Source organism: Vreelandella venusta (assembly GCF_007989605.1).
GTDB classification, from domain to species: Bacteria; Pseudomonadota; Gammaproteobacteria; order Pseudomonadales; family Halomonadaceae; genus Vreelandella; species Vreelandella venusta.
This window is the reverse complement of the sequence record NZ_BJUL01000004.1, coordinates 249,177-267,166: the sequence shown is the minus strand read 5'-3', so window position 1 is coordinate 267,166 and position 17,990 is coordinate 249,177. Positions and strand designations below refer to the sequence as shown.

At 54.1% G+C, this 17,990-nt stretch carries 14 protein-coding genes; all 14 read left to right on the top strand.

Annotated elements, in window-relative coordinates:
• Positions 1 to 13 precede the first annotated feature (13 nt).
• A complete protein-coding gene (gene cheA / locus HVE01_RS06560; RefSeq protein ID WP_146943079.1) occupies positions 14 to 2,134 on the top strand; it encodes a chemotaxis protein CheA in 2,121 nt (706 codons plus the stop codon).
• The gene (gene cheW / locus HVE01_RS06555; RefSeq protein WP_146943077.1) at positions 2,131 to 2,637 is read left to right on the top strand and encodes a chemotaxis protein CheW; all 507 of its coding nucleotides are present in this window, start codon (positions 2,131 to 2,133) and stop codon (positions 2,635 to 2,637) included. The genes cheA and cheW overlap by 4 nt, the downstream gene beginning before the upstream one ends.
• A gap of 102 nt (positions 2,638 to 2,739) precedes the next feature.
• Positions 2,740 to 4,053 carry a methyl-accepting chemotaxis protein gene (locus HVE01_RS06550; protein WP_125744841.1) on the top strand — a complete coding sequence of 438 codons (1,314 nt, stop codon included), beginning with the start codon at positions 2,740 to 2,742 and terminating at the stop codon, positions 4,051 to 4,053.
• 58 nt (positions 4,054 to 4,111) lie between these two features.
• A complete protein-coding gene (locus HVE01_RS06545; RefSeq protein WP_146943076.1) occupies positions 4,112 to 6,274 on the top strand; it encodes a methyl-accepting chemotaxis protein in 2,163 nt (720 codons plus the stop codon).
• A complete protein-coding gene (locus tag HVE01_RS06540) occupies positions 6,271 to 7,143 on the top strand; it encodes a CheR family methyltransferase (RefSeq protein ID WP_125744845.1) in 873 nt (290 codons plus the stop codon). The genes HVE01_RS06545 and HVE01_RS06540 overlap by 4 nt, the downstream gene beginning before the upstream one ends.
• An 88-nt stretch (positions 7,144 to 7,231) precedes the next feature.
• Positions 7,232 to 8,293, top strand: coding sequence for a protein-glutamate methylesterase/protein-glutamine glutaminase (locus HVE01_RS06535; RefSeq protein ID WP_089040054.1), 1,062 nt, complete (start codon positions 7,232 to 7,234; stop codon positions 8,291 to 8,293).
• 38 nt (positions 8,294 to 8,331) lie between these two features.
• Positions 8,332 to 10,017 (top strand): methyl-accepting chemotaxis protein, encoded by a 1,686-nt coding sequence (locus HVE01_RS06530; protein WP_125744847.1) that lies wholly within the window; start codon positions 8,332 to 8,334, stop codon positions 10,015 to 10,017.
• 131 nt (positions 10,018 to 10,148) lie between these two features.
• Complete coding sequence (gene cheY, locus HVE01_RS06525) at positions 10,149 to 10,538, top strand: chemotaxis response regulator CheY (RefSeq protein WP_125744849.1); 390 nt, start codon at positions 10,149 to 10,151, stop codon at positions 10,536 to 10,538.
• 42 nt (positions 10,539 to 10,580) lie between these two features.
• On the top strand, positions 10,581 to 11,276 hold the full coding sequence (cheZ, locus tag HVE01_RS06520; RefSeq protein ID WP_125744851.1) for a protein phosphatase CheZ: 696 nt from the start codon (positions 10,581 to 10,583) through the stop codon (positions 11,274 to 11,276).
• 117 nt (positions 11,277 to 11,393) lie between these two features.
• A complete protein-coding gene (gene flhB / locus HVE01_RS06515; protein ID WP_146943075.1) occupies positions 11,394 to 12,560 on the top strand; it encodes a flagellar biosynthesis protein FlhB in 1,167 nt (388 codons plus the stop codon).
• Positions 12,557 to 14,641, top strand: coding sequence for a flagellar biosynthesis protein FlhA (flhA, locus tag HVE01_RS06510; RefSeq protein WP_125744854.1), 2,085 nt, complete (start codon positions 12,557 to 12,559; stop codon positions 14,639 to 14,641). Before flhB ends, flhA begins: the two co-directional genes overlap by 4 nt.
• Positions 14,642 to 14,693: 52 nt before the next feature.
• Complete coding sequence (flhF, locus tag HVE01_RS06505) at positions 14,694 to 16,898, top strand: flagellar biosynthesis GTPase FlhF (protein WP_146943074.1); 2,205 nt, start codon at positions 14,694 to 14,696, stop codon at positions 16,896 to 16,898.
• On the top strand, positions 16,895 to 17,473 hold the full coding sequence (locus HVE01_RS06500; RefSeq protein WP_146943073.1) for a hypothetical protein: 579 nt from the start codon (positions 16,895 to 16,897) through the stop codon (positions 17,471 to 17,473). The genes flhF and HVE01_RS06500 overlap by 4 nt, the downstream gene beginning before the upstream one ends.
• A 67-nt stretch (positions 17,474 to 17,540) precedes the next feature.
• Positions 17,541 to 17,981 (top strand): flagellar protein FlhE, encoded by a 441-nt coding sequence (locus tag HVE01_RS06495; RefSeq protein WP_146943072.1) that lies wholly within the window; start codon positions 17,541 to 17,543, stop codon positions 17,979 to 17,981.
• Positions 17,982 to 17,990 lie beyond the last annotated feature (9 nt).

The window sequence follows — 17,990 nt, the reverse complement described above, 5'->3', positions numbered from 1 at the left end:
TGTGGAGCGGTGCATGGATATAGCGGATTTTTTTGACACCTTTTTTGAAGAAGCTGAAGAGCTGCTGGCCGATATGGAGCAGCACCTGCTGGAGCTGGATGTCGATGATCCGGATAGCGAGCAGCTAAACGCTATCTTCCGCGCTGCCCACTCAATAAAAGGCGGCGCGGGTACCTTCGGCTTCAGTGTGTTGCAGAAAACGACGCACATCTTTGAGAACTTGTTAGATCACGCACGCAAAGGTGAGCTGACATTGCGAGCCGACCTCGTTGATACTTTTTTAGAGGCAAAAGACATCATGCATGAGCAACTCGATGCCTATCGCAACGAGGAAGAGCCCAACCAAGAAGCCTACGAGCGGATCTGCCAGACACTGCAGCAGATCGCGCTAGAAGAAATTGGCCAGACGTTGGATGCACCAGCGCCCCCCGCGCCAGCGGTTGAAAAAAAACCATCAGCCAGCGCCGTGGCTGCCGAATCCCCCGCGCCAAGCGAGCGCCATCTGTTGGTTGCGCTACTGAATGTTAACGAAAAAGATCGCACGCTGCTGGTAGAAGAGCTTGAGCAACTGGGTGATGTCCAGTCCCACTCGGGTGATGAAAAACGTTATGAAGTCACGCTGACGGGTGACGTCAGTGCGGACGATATTGAAGCGGTGATGTGCTTCATTATCGAGCCTGAGCAGATCGAAATTAGCCAGACAGCGGTTGAAAAAGGCCAAGGTGCCAGCGCTGCGTTAGACGCGCCAGCAGCCGTGTCGACTGATGTTGTTGAGTCTACTGCTAGTGTTGAGCCTCCTAATAGTGTTGAGCCAGCGGCGCCAGCGGTGGCTAAACCTGCTGACAAAACACCCTCGCCAGAAAAGCCAGCCAAATCCGCCCCCAAAAAAGCGGCCGCCGAGTCTGCCTCGATCCGTGTGTCGGTAGATAAAGTCGACCAGATCATCAATTTGGTGGGCGAGCTGATTATTACCCAGTCGATGCTGGACCAAACGGTCAGCGACCTTGGTGATCAATCTGTTGGCAATAGCTCGCTGCAAAATGGCATGAGCCTGCTCCAGCGTAACGCACGCGATCTTCAAGAAGCGGTAATGTCGATCCGCATGATTCCGATGGAATTTGTGTTTAGCCGATTCCCCCGTGTTGTACGTGATACCGCCGGTAAATTGGGCAAAGAAATTGAGCTGATTACCGAAGGCAAGTCCACCGAGCTGGATAAAAGTCTGGTTGAGCGCATTACCGATCCGCTAACGCACTTGGTACGTAATAGTTTGGATCACGGCATCGAAATGCCGGATGAGCGGGAAGCGGTAGGTAAGCCCCGTGTTGGCAAGCTCGTGTTATCAGCACGCCATCAGGGCGGCAATATTCTGATTGAAGTGCGTGACGATGGCGCGGGCATGGATCGTGATCGGTTGTTGGCCAAGGCGCGTGAGAACGGCTTGAGCGTTTCCGACAACATGCCTGACGAAGAAGTCTTCCAGCTGATTTTTGCACCGGGTTTCTCCACCGCAAAAGAAGTCACCGACGTTTCTGGCCGTGGTGTTGGCATGGATGTGGTCAAGCGGAATATTCAAGGCATGGGCGGCCGGGTTGAAATCCAGTCCAAGAAAGGTGAAGGCACCAATACGCGCATCGTGTTGCCGCTGACACTGGCCATTCTTGACGGTATGTCGATCAAGGTAGGTGGTGAAACCTTTATTTTGCCACTCTCCACAGTACTTGAATCGTTGCAGCCTGCCAAAGGCGATATGTATGCCATGGCGGGTGATGATGTGGTGCTTAAAGTGCGCGATGAGTACCTGCCGGTCATTGCGATCCATGAAGTGCTCGATGTGGAAAATGCCATTACCGACCCAACCAAGAGTATTGCCGTGATCGTGCAGGGGGAGGGGCGCCGTTATGCCATGTTGGTCGATGAACTGATTGGCCAGCAACAGGTGGTTGTCAAGAACTTAGAAGATAACTACCGCAAAGTGCCGGGGGTTTCGGCGGCGACCATCCTGGGTGACGGTAGCGTCGCGCTAATTCTCGATATTACAGGTTTACATCGGTTAAGCCGTGCCAAGAAAGAAGCCGGAAAACAGGTGAGTTATCCCCATCTCTCTTATTACCAGGAGGCCGAGCCGTCATGAGCCAGGCAAACAATGGTGCGGTGCTGTCCGCCGCAGAAGCCGATAATCGCGAATTTTTGGTGTTCTCTTTGGGAGAAGAAGAGTATGCCATTGATATTCTTAAGGTTCAGGAAATACGCGGCTATGAAAACGTCACGCGTATTGCCAATGCCCCTGATTTTATTAAAGGGGTGACCAATTTGCGTGGCGTCATTGTGCCCATTGTCGATCTACGCATTAAATTTCACCTAGACAGCGTGGAGTACGGTGGTCAAACCGTTGTGATCGTGGTCAATGTCGCCGATCGCGTGGTTGGTATTGTGGTGGACGGCGTTTCCGATGTCATGACGCTAACACCCGAGCAAATCAAGCCAGCGCCTGAGTTTGGCGTCACGCTCTCCTCTGATTTCTTGAGCGGCTTAGGCAGTCTTGAAGACCGCATGTTGGTGTTGGTTGATATCGATAAGCTGCTGACCAGCGAAGAAATGGCCTTGGTCGATAGCACCAGCAACCGCAACCGCTAACACCTGTGTGACTGGGCACAGGGAGAGTGCCTTCTTAAGCCAAAAAAACAGCCCTCTCTGGTGCTACGGATAGCATCGGCTACTACGGTTGTGTTTGGAGTAATGCGTGTGACACCGCTACTGCGTCAAATGATGAGCAATATGACCGTGCGTCTCAGTTGGGGGCTGGTATTAGCCACTTTCTCAACCTTGGTGGTGGTGGCCTGTGGTATAGGCCTTTATGCACTCCACCACGGTGCCGCTATTGTGCAGGCATCGAGTGATTTGCAGGCGCAGCAAGCGGCGTTTAGTGAGTTTGCGACGCGCATTCGCTGGGTGCTGATTGGCGTGGTCATTATGACCGGCGTAACGGTCGCGGTGGTGGTATGGGGGGTGACCGTTAATGTGTTGCGCCCCTTGGATCGTCTGGTCGGTTACTTTGAGAAAATGGCCCAGGGCGATCTAAGTCAGCAAATAACCTCACCGGGCAATAATGAAATTGGCAGGCTGTATAGTGCAATGGCGCATATGCAGTCTTCACTGTCTGAAACGGTTGGCGTAGTACGCCAAAGCGGTGCGTCGATTTTTGAGCGCTCTCAACATATCGCCAGTGGCAATAACGACCTCTCCTCACGCACTGAACAGCAGGCCTCTTCGCTAGAAGAGACGGCCTCAAGCATGGAGCAATTGGCCTCTACCGTTGGACACAATGCAGACAATGCACAACAAGCCAGTCAGCTCGCCAATGAAGTAACGCTAACCGCCAGACGCAGTGGCGAAGAAGTTGCCAATATTGTTGAAACCATGCAGGACATTAGCGCCAGCTCCCACCAGGTTGCCGACATTATTACGGTGATCGATAAGATTGCCTTTCAAACCAATATTCTCGCCTTAAATGCCTCGGTAGAAGCCGCCCGTGCGGGTGAGCATGGCAAAGGGTTTGCGGTTGTCGCGCAGGAAGTTCGCAGTCTCGCTAGCCGCAGTGCGAATGCAGCTAAAGAAATTCGCACGCTGATCGATACATCGCTTGGCAAAGTGGATGCGGGTACCCAACGGGTGAACCACGCGGGAAAAACCATGCAGGACCTTGTCGCCGCGGTGCAGCGGGTCAACGACATTATGGATGAGATTGCGGCTGCCTCCGAAGAGCAAAGCAACGGGATTGGGCAAGTGAATCAAGCGGTTGCCCAAATGGATCAGGTTGTTCAACAAAATGCCCAGTTGGTTCAGCAGGCGGCACGCAGCGCCAACGAATTAGAGAGCGAAGCGGCACGTCTTAGGGAAGCGGTTGAGCGCTTCCAGGTGACGCCTGCCCTGGCAGAGAAAAAGTTTGCCATGCGGCCTCAAGCGCTTCAGCCAGTACCTATCGCCCACAGCACGGCGACCAAAAAAACACCTGCGCGCAACACGGCAGTCGATGAGTGGGAAGCGTTTTAGGTCTTGCGGTTTAGGCTCATGACTTCCTCGGCTTCAATACTAAAAATAAGGTAGGCGGATGCGTAATAACCAGCCAGTCACTCAGCGTGAAATTGAACTACAGAGCGATGATTTCCTCGTTTCGCGCACGGATCTTAAAGGGCGCATTACCTATGCCAACCCAGCGTTTATCGAGATCAGTGGTTTTCAGTACGAAGAGCTGATAGGTGCGCCCCATAACCTGATTCGACATCCGGATATGCCGCCAGCAGCATTTGAAAACCTGTGGCAGACCGTGAAAAGCGGTGAAACATGGCGAGGACTGGTTAAAAACCGTTGCAAGAATGGTGACCACTACTGGGTGAGTGCCAGCGTAACGCCGATTATTGAAGACGACCAGGTCGTTGGCTATGCCTCGGTCAGGGTACAGGCAACCCGAGAGGCGATCGCCCAAGCGGAACAGGCCTACGCTGAAATCCGTGAAGGCCGTAACAAACAGCTCTATTTAGACAAGGGGAAGTTGCGCAAGAAAGGCTTAACTCAAGGTTTAAAGCGGATACGACTGGATACTCTGCGCGCTAAATTGGTTGGCATGATTGTCGTCGCTGGCGCACTGCTGCTGGTGAGTGGAGGCCTTGGGTTGTATGGCCTTAATGTCGCAGGAGAGCGGCTAGCGACGCTAAATCATGATGGCCTGCAAGATGTTATTCGCTTACAGCAAATTGACCAGACCATTGCGCAAACACGCCAGGCCATGATTGAACCAGAGCGCATGGAGCTGATTCAACAGCGCTTCGAGATGGGCGACATGATTGCCAATAGCGCGGCGACGATCGAGTCCGCTTGGCAGCAATACTACTCCCGAGATGTCAATACGACAGCGCTAGCCAGCTCCTTCAATACTCAGCTGCAAAGCTTTTTAGACAATGGCATGTTCCAGGCGGAAACCGTCTTGCAAGCAGAAGACACGTATCAAGTGTTTACCGGTTTGGACGCAGTCATCAGTGTGATGAATAACGAAGGGCGCGAACTCTCAACGATGGTGAACCAGCTCATCGCTGAAAAACAGGTGGCTGCGGAGGTAATGGCTGCTGATGCTGAGCAAGGTCAAACCCGCATGCTAAGCGCTCAGGCCGCTGTACTAGGTGTTGGCGTGCTGGCGCTTATCCTGCTTGGGGGGCTGATGTTACGTTCGATTGTTCGGCCGCTTAAAAGCGCGTCTCGCTTTACCTTGCAAATTGCGGGCGGAAACCTAGCCGCAAAAGTGCCCCCCCACCAGCGGGATGAAGTTGGGATGCTGATGGAGTCGCTGAACACTATGCGGAAAAGTTTGAGCAGCATTATCAGCGATGTAAAAGGCGGTATTAATGTGGTTACCCCAGCCGCTCGAGATATTGCCAGCGGCAATGAGGCGCTATCGTCTCGTACCGAGCAACAGGCCGCGTCGCTCCAGCAAACCGCATCCAGCATGGAAGAAATGACCACGACTGTGCGTCAAAACAGCGATAACGCTCAAGAAGCGCGTCGTCTTGCCGATAATAATGCTAAGCAAGTCACCCAGACTGGGGAGCTAATGTCGCAATTGGTCGAGAATATGCAGCGAATTACCCAAAGCTCGCAAAAAATGACTGACATCATCAATGTAATTGACTCGATTGCTTTCCAAACCAATATTCTGGCGCTCAACGCATCCGTTGAAGCCGCCAGGGCTGGTGAGCATGGGCGTGGGTTTGCGGTGGTTGCGGAAGAAGTGCGCAAGCTAGCCGGCAGAAGCGCAAGCGCCTCTCAAGAGATTCGCGTGTTGATTGATGGTTCTAATCAAGAAGTCAATGTGGGCGCTGGGCTGGTCAAACGAGCCGAAGTAGCAATTAGTGAGGTGGCCGACGCGGCGCGCAATGTTACCCAGATCATGCATGACATTTCGTCAGCGTCAGCAGAACAGAGCCACGGTATCGCTGAAGTGAACCAAGCCGTTGCCGAAATGGATCAAGCGACACAGCAGAATGCCGTTCGTGTTCAGGAAACAGCGCGCGCCGCCGTGGCATTGGAGCAGCAAGCGAGCCTATTGGCCCTGTCGGTTGAAGCGTTTCGTTTGAATCATCAGAACTCGCCAAAAGCAGCGCTTAGCCCAGCACCGACTGCTTCTCGGTCGCCAGCACTGCTCCCAGATAGCCCAACTAAACCGCCTTCATCGCCAACCACGCGGCAGTTGGCCGCAGTAGAGGAGTGGGAAGAATTTTGATCGACCAACGCGAGCGGGGAGTTGACGTCGGCCAGTGGGCATCGGGAGGGCAGATCGAACGTGATCTGGTGCTAACCGATGCTGACTTTGCGCGTATACGAGAATTGATTTACCAGCGCGCCGGAATAGTGCTTGCGGAGCATAAGCGTGAAATGGTCTACAGCCGCTTAGCCAAGCGACTGCGTCACCACGGTATTACGCGTTTTACCGACTATTTATCTCGGTTGGAGCGCCAGCCGGACGCTAGAGAGTGGGAGGCGTTTACCAACGCTTTAACCACCAACCTCACTGCTTTTTTTCGTGAGGCGCACCACTTTCCGCTATTAGCTGAGCACATTAAGAAACAGCAAAGTCCGGTGACTATTTGGTGCTCAGCGGCGTCCACCGGGGAAGAGCCCTACTCGATTGCCATGACGCTGCTAGAAACCTTGGGGCCAAAAGCCGCCCAGGCCAAAGTCATTGCCACCGATATTGACACCGATGCACTCAGTAAAGCGCGTGCCGGTATCTATCCGCTTGAGCAGGTACGTAAATTAGATGAAGGGCGGGTTAAGCGATTTTTCCAGAAAGGCACCGGTGGTCATGCCGGCTTGGCACGTATAAGGCCGGAAGTATCATCGTTGGTGGAGTTTTTGCCGCTTAATTTGCTGGCGCCCCAATGGCCGGTAAAAGGCCCTTTCGATGCCGTTTTTTGCCGTAATATTATGATTTATTTCGATAAAGATACCCAGGCCAAGATACTAAAACGGTTTGCCCCGCTAATGAAGTCAGACGCCTTACTGTTTGCGGGACACTCGGAAAATTTTTCGTATATCAGCGATGCATTCAAGCTGCGTGGGCAAACGGTTTATACCCTCGCAAAAAAATAAATCGGTTACGTGCGTTGACTCCTTTTGGCAATCGCCTTAGCGGAGTGGGATGGCACACAGGTGGCTACCGTCATAAAGGAGGCGTGCTTTGAGCGCAGCCAAAATCAAAGTGTTGTGCGTTGATGACTCGGCGCTGATTCGTGATTTGTTAACGGAAATAATCAACTCTCAGCCGGATATGGAAGTCGTCGCCGTCGCGCCAGACCCGATTGCTGCAAGGGATCTGATCAAACAACACAATCCTGATGTGCTGACATTGGACGTAGAAATGCCGCGGATGGATGGTCTTGATTTTCTGGAACGGTTAATGCGGCTGCGTCCCATGCCGGTACTTATGGTGTCATCGCTGACCCAGAGCGGCTCAGAGATTACTCTGCGTGCATTAGAGTTAGGCGCATTGGATTTTGTGGCCAAGCCCAGCTTGGGTATTCGCAGTGGCATGATGGAGTATGCAACTGAAATTACCGACAAGCTGCGCGCTGCTGCCCGCTCGCGTCCTCGCCAGGCCCGTCATAAAAATGCGCCGCCACCCACACAGCTAAAAGCACCCATGGTGTCGAGTGAGAAGCTGATTATCATTGGCGCTTCTACCGGCGGCACAGAGGCAATTCGCTCAGTGCTCGAGCCACTGCCGGCCAATGCACCGGCCATCTTGATTACTCAGCATATGCCCGGTGGCTTTACCCGCTCTTTCGCCGAGCGGCTAGATCGGCTGTGCCGAATTAGCGTAAAAGAAGCCACCGATGGCGAGCGGGTCTTACCGGGCCATGCCTATATCGCGCCGGGCGATCAACATCTAGAGCTTGTCCGTAGTGGTGCCAACTATGTTGTGCGCTTAAATGATGGCCCGCCGGTGAATCGTCACCGTCCCTCTGTCGATGTGCTGTTTCACTCTGCTTCCAAGCATGCGGGTAAAAACGCCATTGGTGTGATTTTGACCGGCATGGGCAAGGATGGCGCTGCAGGTCTTCTTGAGATGCGTGAAGCCGGGGCAGCCACCATTGCGCAAAATGAGCAAAGCTGTGTGGTGTTTGGTATGCCAAGAGAAGCCATCGCCGTCGGGGGAGCAGTCGAAGTGGTTGCGTTAGATGATATTCCATCGCGGTTGATGGCCTTAATTGCCGCTTCAGGGCGTGCTCAGCGGGTGTAACACCCCGTTACGCATCAATAAGAAAGGGGAACAAAAAAATGACACGCTCATTGCGTCATATCAGTATTCACTCTGCCGTTATTGCCGCGTTGGCTAGCTTTGTCATGCTGATAGTGGTGTTAGCTGGTATTAGCTTTATGGCAGACCGTAATGCCCAGGCTAACCTGGCAACCTATAGCCTCATCAGCAATAGCCAGCTCAACGAGATTAATCGCGCTGACTCGTTGCTTAACCAAGCGATGCTGGCCATGGAAACAGCGTCCAACTTTTTGATGGTCGGCCAAACACGCCAATCCAATGACCAGGTCGACATTGCGCTGGATCGCATTGGCCGTGCCGAACAGCGTTTTGAACGCTTCGCTGCGACGACAAACGACGCATTGGGCGAGGCATTGATAGACGACTTTCGCGCAGTGCTGGCCTTGGTCAAACAGCAGCATGCGACGTTCGAAACCATGGACATTAATGCTTTTAATCGGCTTCGCGGCGAGCTGGTTGAGCCTTTGAGCAATTTAGCCAATAGCGCCACTGCTTTTGTGCAGCATGGTTTTCAGCAGGTAGATAGCATTCGTGGCGACGCTGAAGCGCAAGGCGATCTGTTTATGCTAGTCAATGCGATTGCCGTGGCAATTGCGCTATTGGTGACGGTGCTAATTTATATCGCTCTACGCCGTACGGTCATCGCGCCGTTGAATGATGCCGTAAGACGACTGGACAAAATATCTCAGGCTGACTTAACGGAGCCTGTTCCCGCATCAGGCAAAAACGAAGTGGGGCGTCTTTTTGCAGCGATGGGCACGATGCAGCAAAACCTGACGGCGATTGTGACGCGGGTTCGTGAAGGCAGTAGTGAAATCCATTACGGCACGCGAGAGATAGCCAGTGGTAATGCGGATCTGTCATCACGCACTGAGCAGCAGGCTGCCTCGATCGAAGAAACGGCCGCCAGCATGGAACAAATGACGGCCACGGTTAAACAAAATGCCGACAATGCGCGTCAGGCAAGCACGCTGGCAGCAGATGCTTCCACTACTGCCGAGCAGGGAGGCCAAGTGGTTGAGCAGGTAGTACAGACCATGCACGGTATTTCTACCAGCTCCCAGAAAGTGGCCGATATCACCAGTGTGATCGACTCTATCGCTTTTCAAACCAATATTTTGGCGCTCAATGCCTCAGTCGAAGCGGCACGCGCTGGCGAGCAAGGGCGTGGCTTTGCCGTTGTCGCTGGTGAGGTGCGCAACTTGGCTAGCCGCAGCGCAGATGCGGCAAAAGAGATTAAAACACTGATTGATGCCTCTGTTGCACAAATCAAGCAAGGCTCTACCCTGGTAGAGCAAGCGGGCACCACTATGTCTGATGTGGTGACGGCTGTCCGTCGGGTGACCGATATTATGGATGAGATTTCTGCAGCGTCTCAGGAGCAGAGCGATGGCATTGAACAGGTCAGCCAAGCGGTAGGGCAGATGGATGAAGTGACCCAGCAAAATGCAGCGCTGGTTCAGCAAGCCTCCGCGGCGGCTATGTCGCTCGAAGAGCAAGCAAACAAGTTAGAAGAGGCGGTGGCTGTCTTTGCTTTGTTAACTAGCCAAGAGGGCGTGCAGCGTCAAGCACTGCCTGCGAGTAGCCAAGTAAACGTGCCGGCTGCTAGGCCGCAGGCAGCCACTGCGCCCAGCCCTCGCCGGTCCCCAGAGCCTAGCCACCACGAAGAGTGGGAAGCGTTCTAGGCGTTTGAGGGGGTAAGAGCTGTTTTAAGAACTGTTTAAAAACTGTTTTTAAGAGCTGTTCTAAGGACGGTTTTAAGGACGGTTTTATAAGTATCATTATGTTAGAAATAATTTGATTGAGAGGATAACCAATGGCCGATAAGAACATGAGTTTTCTGGTAGTGGACGATTTTCCCACCATGCGTCGGATCGTTCGCAGCTTGTTGAAAGAGCTTGGCTTTACCAATGTTGATGAGGCAGAAGATGGTCAGGACGCGCTGAATAAGCTGCGTGCGGGTAACTTCGAGTTCGTCGTATCTGATTGGAATATGCCAAACCTGGACGGCTTGGAAATGCTTAAAGAGATCCGCCAGGATGAAGCACTGAAAGAGCTACCCGTATTGATGGTGACCGCGGAAGCCAAAAAAGAGAACATCATCGCGGCCGCCCAAGCGGGCGCTAATGGCTACGTCGTCAAGCCGTTTACAGCAGCCACACTCGAAGAAAAGCTAAATAAGATCTTCGATAAGATGGGTAAATGAAGCGGCTGCGCCTGAATGCTCGGTTAACGAGGAGACAACACGATGAGTCAGCATGAGCAGGATAGCGCTACCCAGCTATCTGAAGAAGCCGCTGAAGACCTGATCTTTCGCATCGGCAAACTGACCCGCATGTTGCGCGACAACATGCGAGAGCTGGGTCTGGACAAAGAGATCGAGAAAGCAGCGGAAGCAATTCCTGACGCGCGTGACCGATTGCATTACGTCGCTACCATGACTGAGCAGGCAGCTGAACGTGCATTAAATGCCATTGATCGCGCTCAGCCATTACAAGACCAACTCTCTGACCGTGCTGAAGCGCTTGATAAGCGCTGGGCTGAGTGGTTTGAAGCACCCCAAGAGTTGGACGATGCCAAAGCTCTGGTAAAAGAGACACGCACCTACCTAAGCGATGTGCCAACCATTGCGGCCGCGACCAATAAAGAGCTGCTCGATATTATGATGGCTCAGGATTTTCAAGATCTTACTGGCCAAGTCATCAAAAAGATGATGGATGTCATTCGAGAAATTGAGCATCAGTTGGTGCAAGTGCTGATCGATAACGTGCCGGGAGCTCATGCCCGTGAGTCGATGCAGCGTAAGGCAGAAGATCAATGGAAAAATGACAATGCACGCCGTAATGAAGAGCTGTTGAATGGTCCACAGGTGAAGGACAATGCGCCTGATATCGTCACGGGTCAGGATCAGGTCGACGACTTATTGGACGAATTAGGCTTTTAATGCGTTGTTATTAAGACATTGTGAAAGGCAGTATCTGGCACTATAGGCATTTGTTCAGCCGCCCCACGGGGCGGCTGAATTTATGATAAGCCACGCAAGATACCGCCGGATGGCCGCATGGCAGATAACGACAGCGATCAGGAAAAGACGGAAGAGGCCACGCCCCGACGCTTAGAAAAAGCTCGGGAAGAGGGCCAAGTGCCCCGGTCTCGAGAACTGGCGACCTTTTTGCTGCTATTCGGCGGTGTGCTTGGACTGTGGAGCATGGGGCAAATGCTCTATGACCAGTTGGGCATGGTGATGGAGCAAGCCTTCTTGTTCGAGCGCCGTCACGCCATGGAAAGTACCCCGATGCTGGTCAATGCGCTGGATCTGGGGCAGCGTACGCTATTTGCAATGCTGCCGCTGTTCTTACTGTTGACGGTGATCGCACTGGTTGCTCCGGCATTACTTGGGGGATGGTTAGTCTCGGCAAAATCCATGCAGCCCAAACTGTCGAAGCTAAACCCTGTGAAAGGGTTAAAGCGTATTTTTTCGTCCCAGGCGTTGATTGAGTTAACCAAAGCGATTGCCAAATCAATCCTGGTCGGCGGCATTGCAGCGGCGTTTTTGTACGCCAACCTGGGTAAGTTCATGGGGCTAATGAATCAGCCCATTCAACAAGCATTGGCGACCGCATTGAATATGTCGGCGCTAGCCGCTGGCCTGATCGTTTTATCGCTAGTGGTGGTTATTTTAATTGATGTGCCTTTTCAGCTTTGGAGCAACGCCAAAAAGCTGCGTATGAGCAAGGAAGAGGTTAAGCGAGAGCACAAAGAGTCGGAAGGCGACCCCCACGTCAAGGGGCGTATTCGCCAGCAGCAGCAAGCAATGGCCAGAGGGCGGATGATGAGTAAAGTGCCTGACGCCGACGTCATTATCACCAACCCAACCCATTATGCGGTGGCCCTAGCGTACAAGGAAGGTAGTATGGGCGCCCCAAGGCTAGTGGCCAAGGGGGCCGATGCCGTGGCCGCCCGTATCCGCGAAATTGGCCTGGATGCTGGTGTGCCGAGACTGGAAGCAGCCCCTTTAGCGCGCGCTCTGTATCATCACGTGGATTTAGACGCGGAAGTGCCTGCGGAACTGTATACCGCAGTGGCTGAAGTGATGGCTTGGGCTTTCCGCTTGAAGCAGGTCGCACAACAAGGAGGCGAGGTGCCCCCAACCCCAGACAATTTATCGGTTCCCCCTGAAATGGAACGTTCCAATCGGGATACCGGTGGCAGCGAGGCGCAACCATGAAAGGCTTAAGCCAGTTGATCAATCAGCGCGATTGGATAGGCGATGTGCGCATGAAGTTGCTCGCAGGGCCGCTGCTGATTCTGATGATCTTGGGCATGATGATTCTGCCCTTGCCGCCCTTCGCGCTCGATTTGCTGTTCACGTTTAATATCGCACTGGCCATCATGGTGCTGCTGGTCAGCATGTTTGCAGAAAAGCCACTCGACTTTGCCGCTTTTCCTGCGGTGCTGTTGTTTACCACGCTATTACGGCTATCGCTCAATGTGGCCTCGACCCGTGTTGTACTGATGGAAGGCCACCAAGGTGGAGATGCGGCCGGTAAAGTCATCGAAGCGTTTGGTACTTTCCTGGTCGGCGGTAATTTTGCCGTTGGCCTGGTGGTCTTTTTGATCCTGGTGATCATCAATTTCATGGTTATTACCAAAGGGGCTGGGCGTATTGCCGAAGTGGGCGCTCGCTTTATGCTGGATGCCATGCCCGGCAAACAGATGGCGATTGATGCGGATCTTAACGCAGGCTTGATTGGTGAAGAGGACGCTAAAAAGCGGCGCGCTGAAGTCGCCCAGGAAGCAGATTTTTATGGCTCGATGGATGGTGCGAGCAAGTTTGTGCGTGGTGATGCCATGGCTGGCTTGGTCATCATGGTGGTCAATATTATCGGTGGGTTATTGATCGGTATGATGCAGCACGATATGGGGTTTGCTGATGCCGCCCGTACGTATACCTTGCTAACTATTGGCGATGGCCTAGTGGCTCAGATCCCTGCGCTGGTGATTTCAACCGCCGCCGGTGTCACTGTATCGCGCGTCAACACTGACCAAGATGTTGGTCAGCAAATGATCAGCCAGCTGTTTATTAACCCTCAGGTCATGATCCTATCTGCGATGGTGATGGGGCTGCTGGGTATGGTGCCCGGTATGCCAAACCTGGTATTTCTGATTTTCACAGCCTTACTGGCGGGCTTAGCGTGGTATTTGATTCGCCAAAAAGAGCAAGCGTTGTTAAAAGAGGAAATTTCCGCAGTACCACTGCCCCAACAAGAGTCACCAGAAGCCAGTTGGGAAGATGTGCAACTGGTTGATACGCTGGGGCTTGAGGTGGGACATCGGCTTATTCCTCTAGTGGACTCCCGCCAGAAAGGGGAGCTGTTGGCCAGAATTAAAAGTGTGCGCAAGAAATTTGCCCAAGAAGTTGGGTTCTTACCTCCTGTGGTGCATATACGCGATAACCTGGAACTGCCGCCGAATACCTACGTACTCTCTATGAAGGGGGCAGAAATAGGCCGTGCGGATGCACAGCCGGGCAAGTGGCTGGCAATCGACCCAGGTCAGGTCTCAGGAGAATTACAGGGGACGCCTACCCAAGACCCGGCCTTCGGTTTGCCCGCTATCTGGATCGATGCCAATCAGCGTGAACACGCCCAGGTGTACGGCTATACCGTGGTGGATGCCAGCACGGTCATTGCTACTCACTTGAATCACCTGCTGCATCGCCACTCGCCAGAAATGCTGGGGCGGCAAGAAGTGCAAAAGCTGCTTGATAAGCTGGGTGAGGATCAAAAGTCGCTGGTCGAAGAGGTGGTGCCGAAAGCCATTTCGCTGACTGTACTGCAGCGTATTCTGCAAAATCTGCTGGATGAAGATGTCTCGATACGCGATATGCGCACGGTGTTGGATACCCTGGCAGAGCACGCTGGTCAGCAAAAAGATGCTAATGAACTGACCGCACTGGTGCGCATTGCCTTGGGGCGTGCGATTACCCAGCAGTGGTTTGCTGGCCAGGAAACGCTCAACGTGATGGGGCTTGATGCCCAGTTAGAGCAAGTGCTTATGCAGGCCATGAATGGTAACGGTGCGATGGAGCCAGGGCTGGCTGATACGCTTATGACGCAGGCACAAGAGGCCCTGGAGCGTCATGAAGGTAGCGGTGAAGCACCGGTGCTGGTTGTACAGCACTCGCTGCGTGCTGTGCTAGCGCGTTTCTTACGTCGGCGCGTGCGTCATCTGGTGGTGATGTCTCAAGCAGAAATACCGGATGACCGTACGTTACGAGTCACTACGGTCGTAGGAGGGCGGGCGTGAGGTTGCTGCAGAACACCCGTTCCAAACCATCAAACAGAGGCGCAGGTAACACATGAGCGTGAGACGATTTGTTGGAGCAAATAGCCGCGATGTGATGCGCCAAGTGCGCGAAACATTAGGTGATGACGCTTTAATTGTCGCCAATCGCCGTATCGAGGATGGGGTTGAAATATTGGCGATGGCGGACGAGGCGGTCGATCATTTTGAACCTTCCCCAGCATCGCCACCTCCCCCAGCTGCCCAAGTTGCCTTTTCAGCGCGAGATGCAGATCCGCTGCAGGCAATGAGTGAACGCTTGCTGCGCGAGATGCAAGAAATGCGGGAGCTGCTTTCCCAGCGGCAATCAGCTGACGATGCGCCTGCCTCGGCACTCACTGACGACTCTTTCTCCCGTTTGCGCCAACAGCTGCTTAGCGTTGGGTTCAGCGAAGAGCTTAGCGACGAAGTACTGGCGGCGTTGCCGGCGCCCTTGGCTCAGCCGGATGCCGATGGCGCACTTGCGCTGGAGTGGCTGCGTGGGCAGCTAATGGCACGGTTGCCGGTACTGAAGGAAGAAACCGGATTTTTCGATCAAGCAGGAATTGTCGCGCTGGTGGGGCCTACGGGAGTGGGGAAAACCACCACCACTGCGAAACTAGCAGCACGTTTTGTGATGCGCCACGGTACGCGCCCTGTGGCCCTTGTCACCACCGATAGCTTTCGTATTGGTGCCCATGAGCAGCTACGAATTTATGCCCGCCTGCTTGATACCCCCATGTATGCCTTAGACGCCGAGCAGCCGATTGATGAGCTAGTCGGACGACTGCAGGGTAAGCAGTGGGTGATTATCGATACCGTCGGTATGAGTCAGCGTGACCAGCGAGTGATTGAGCAGATTGCCCATTTGCAGGGCGGGCAAGCGTCCGTCCGCTTAGTGCTGCTGTTGAATGCAGCCAGCCAGCCTGAAACCTTGGAAGAGGTCGTGTTGCGCTATCGCCAAGCCGCACGGGCGGCTGGCGCTGAGTTAGATGATTGCATTATTACCAAGCAGGACGAAGCTGGGCGGTTAGCCCCCGTGCTAGATATTGTCATACGCCATGGTTTACGCGTGCTGTTTGGTTCGTACGGGCAGCGTGTTCCAGAAGATATGGCGGTTGCGGACCCTGCTGCACTGATTGATCAAGCGCTTAATAGCCCATTGGGGAGAGTGCGTGAAGAGCGGCGCTCCGCCACCGTTTCGCAGTCTCACTCGGTGAGTTTGCCGCGCTGGTCGCGAGACGTGCTGGGTCAAGGGCGCCGCCTCAGCTCTGTACTGACGCGACTACGTGACAGAATTATTGGATTTTCAGCGTTAGAGTCGATATGGGATATCGCCTCCTTACCGGGCGTGCTGCAAGACAAACGCTTGGATGCACTGCTAGCTAGCGAGCCCTGCGCGGATAAGGGGCTGGGCATGGCATGGTCTCCCCGCCGTAATGAGCGAGGCTGTGACTGGTCGATGCCTGATCTTGGGCTAGATGCTGATGGCGGTTGGCTCGCGCTAACCAGCCTACAGCACCGTCAGCCCGCTGGCTGGCAGTCACGGCTGCTGCACCAGGGCGAAACGATGGGGGCCGCCGTACATCTGCTCCCCGTGTTTCCCGATCCCGCCACGTTAGCGTGGCTAGAAGCCCAACACTTGACTTGGATCACGCAAGTAGCTGCCACTCAGCGGGTATACTGTCAGGGCGAGCGTTATGCCCAGCGCCAGCTGCTCAAAGATAGCCCGCTCACTCATCACACTGATCTGCGTTTTCGTGGTCAAACGGCGCAGCTATGGCACACCCACACTGCTGTGGAGGATGCCGCTGGTACACCGCTGTTGGCATGGGTTGGTGAAGTTCGCGATCCAGAAAATGGTAAACGCATCGCGCGCCGCTACTGGTTAACACCTGCTCGATTAGGTGCAGATGTGCGCTCGCTGCTGGTTATCCAGCTGCAAAGCGATGGGGTGTCTAGCCTAACCAAACGCGCTTGGCAGCAGTTGAAAGATGCGGATGATGGCGAAGTAAGCACAGAGGTACGCTTATTAATGGCTAGCGGTGTCGCCGCTGCAGCGGGACACTTAGATAGCGCCACTGATGACGCTGCGATAGCGCTGCGTTCCGATTTGTTAAGGTTGTTGGGCACCACGCGTAAGCGGCGCGATACGGCGATGCTAGATGCGCTTGTTCACGCGTTTATGGCCCGTGACGCCATTCGCCAGCTCAGCAGCGTTAGCCGTGAGGGACTGGCATGAGTGCCCAGGATCAGGCAGCGGGCCTGCGCAAGTGGGCAGATTTACAGCGCCAGCAGCGCCAAGCAGAGTCAGTTGAGAGTGACCCCACGGGAGACGAACTTGCGGCTGAGCCACTGGCCGCTATGACCGATTCTTTAACGGTGCTGCCAACTGCTGCCCAAACGCCAACCACCGCACCGCCTTCGGTGCCGCAGAAGCCGCTTATCGTGATCGGTATGCCTAACGGTGGCGATCAGCAGGTGGCAAGAGTAAAAGGACGCCTAGCTCAATGGGCAGTATTGGGGCGACGTTGGGCGGGTGACCCGGATGATTGGGATATTCACATCGTCAATGCGGGCGCCGCTAATCTTGGTCAACTGAAAGAGCGCTTTCCGCGCTGGGCGCTATGGATTAATAGTGATGCCGATGCTTTCGCACAGATGTACTGCTCGTTGCGGCAATTGCAGGAAAACGGTGGTCCTAGACAGCTGCTGGCACTGCACGAGCCAGATTTGCCGCGCCGAGGTCTACTCGATAACCTGCGCGAAGCAGCCAGCTATTACTTGGATATAGAGCTTTTACTGCTGGCGCGATGACAGCTAGCCTGACGCTATGTAGCCGTGCTTTAACAGCCGCTATCAAGCGCCTCTATAGGGAGTAACAATGTCGATGCTCGCTGACTTCAAAGTCGCTACCTGCAAAGCCGACAGGCTGCTCAAAAGCGTGTTGATAGTGGCGCTAAGTGTCATCGCTATGCGTGTTTACGCCGCGACGGGCAGTTGGAGTAGTGAGGTGCCCAGCGTACTGGTCGCGATGAGTGATCGAGCTGTCAGTAGCCAGCCCATTCAACCACCAGCAGGGGCTCCGGTAGAGAACGCCGCGATAGAGCGTATTCATTGGCGTTTTCAAATGCCGGTCAATGCGCCGGTTAACGCCTGGCTATGCCACCCTGAGCAGTGTGTTCCTTTGACGGCTATGCGGGGATCAACCACGGCGCTAGCCGGTAAGTCGGTGAATGGGCCGCTGTACTTGCGTTTTGCGTTGACGCCAGGCCAGCGCCCGGTACGGGTACAGGGACTGCAAGTGATTGTGAATTACCAGTGAACAGAGTTC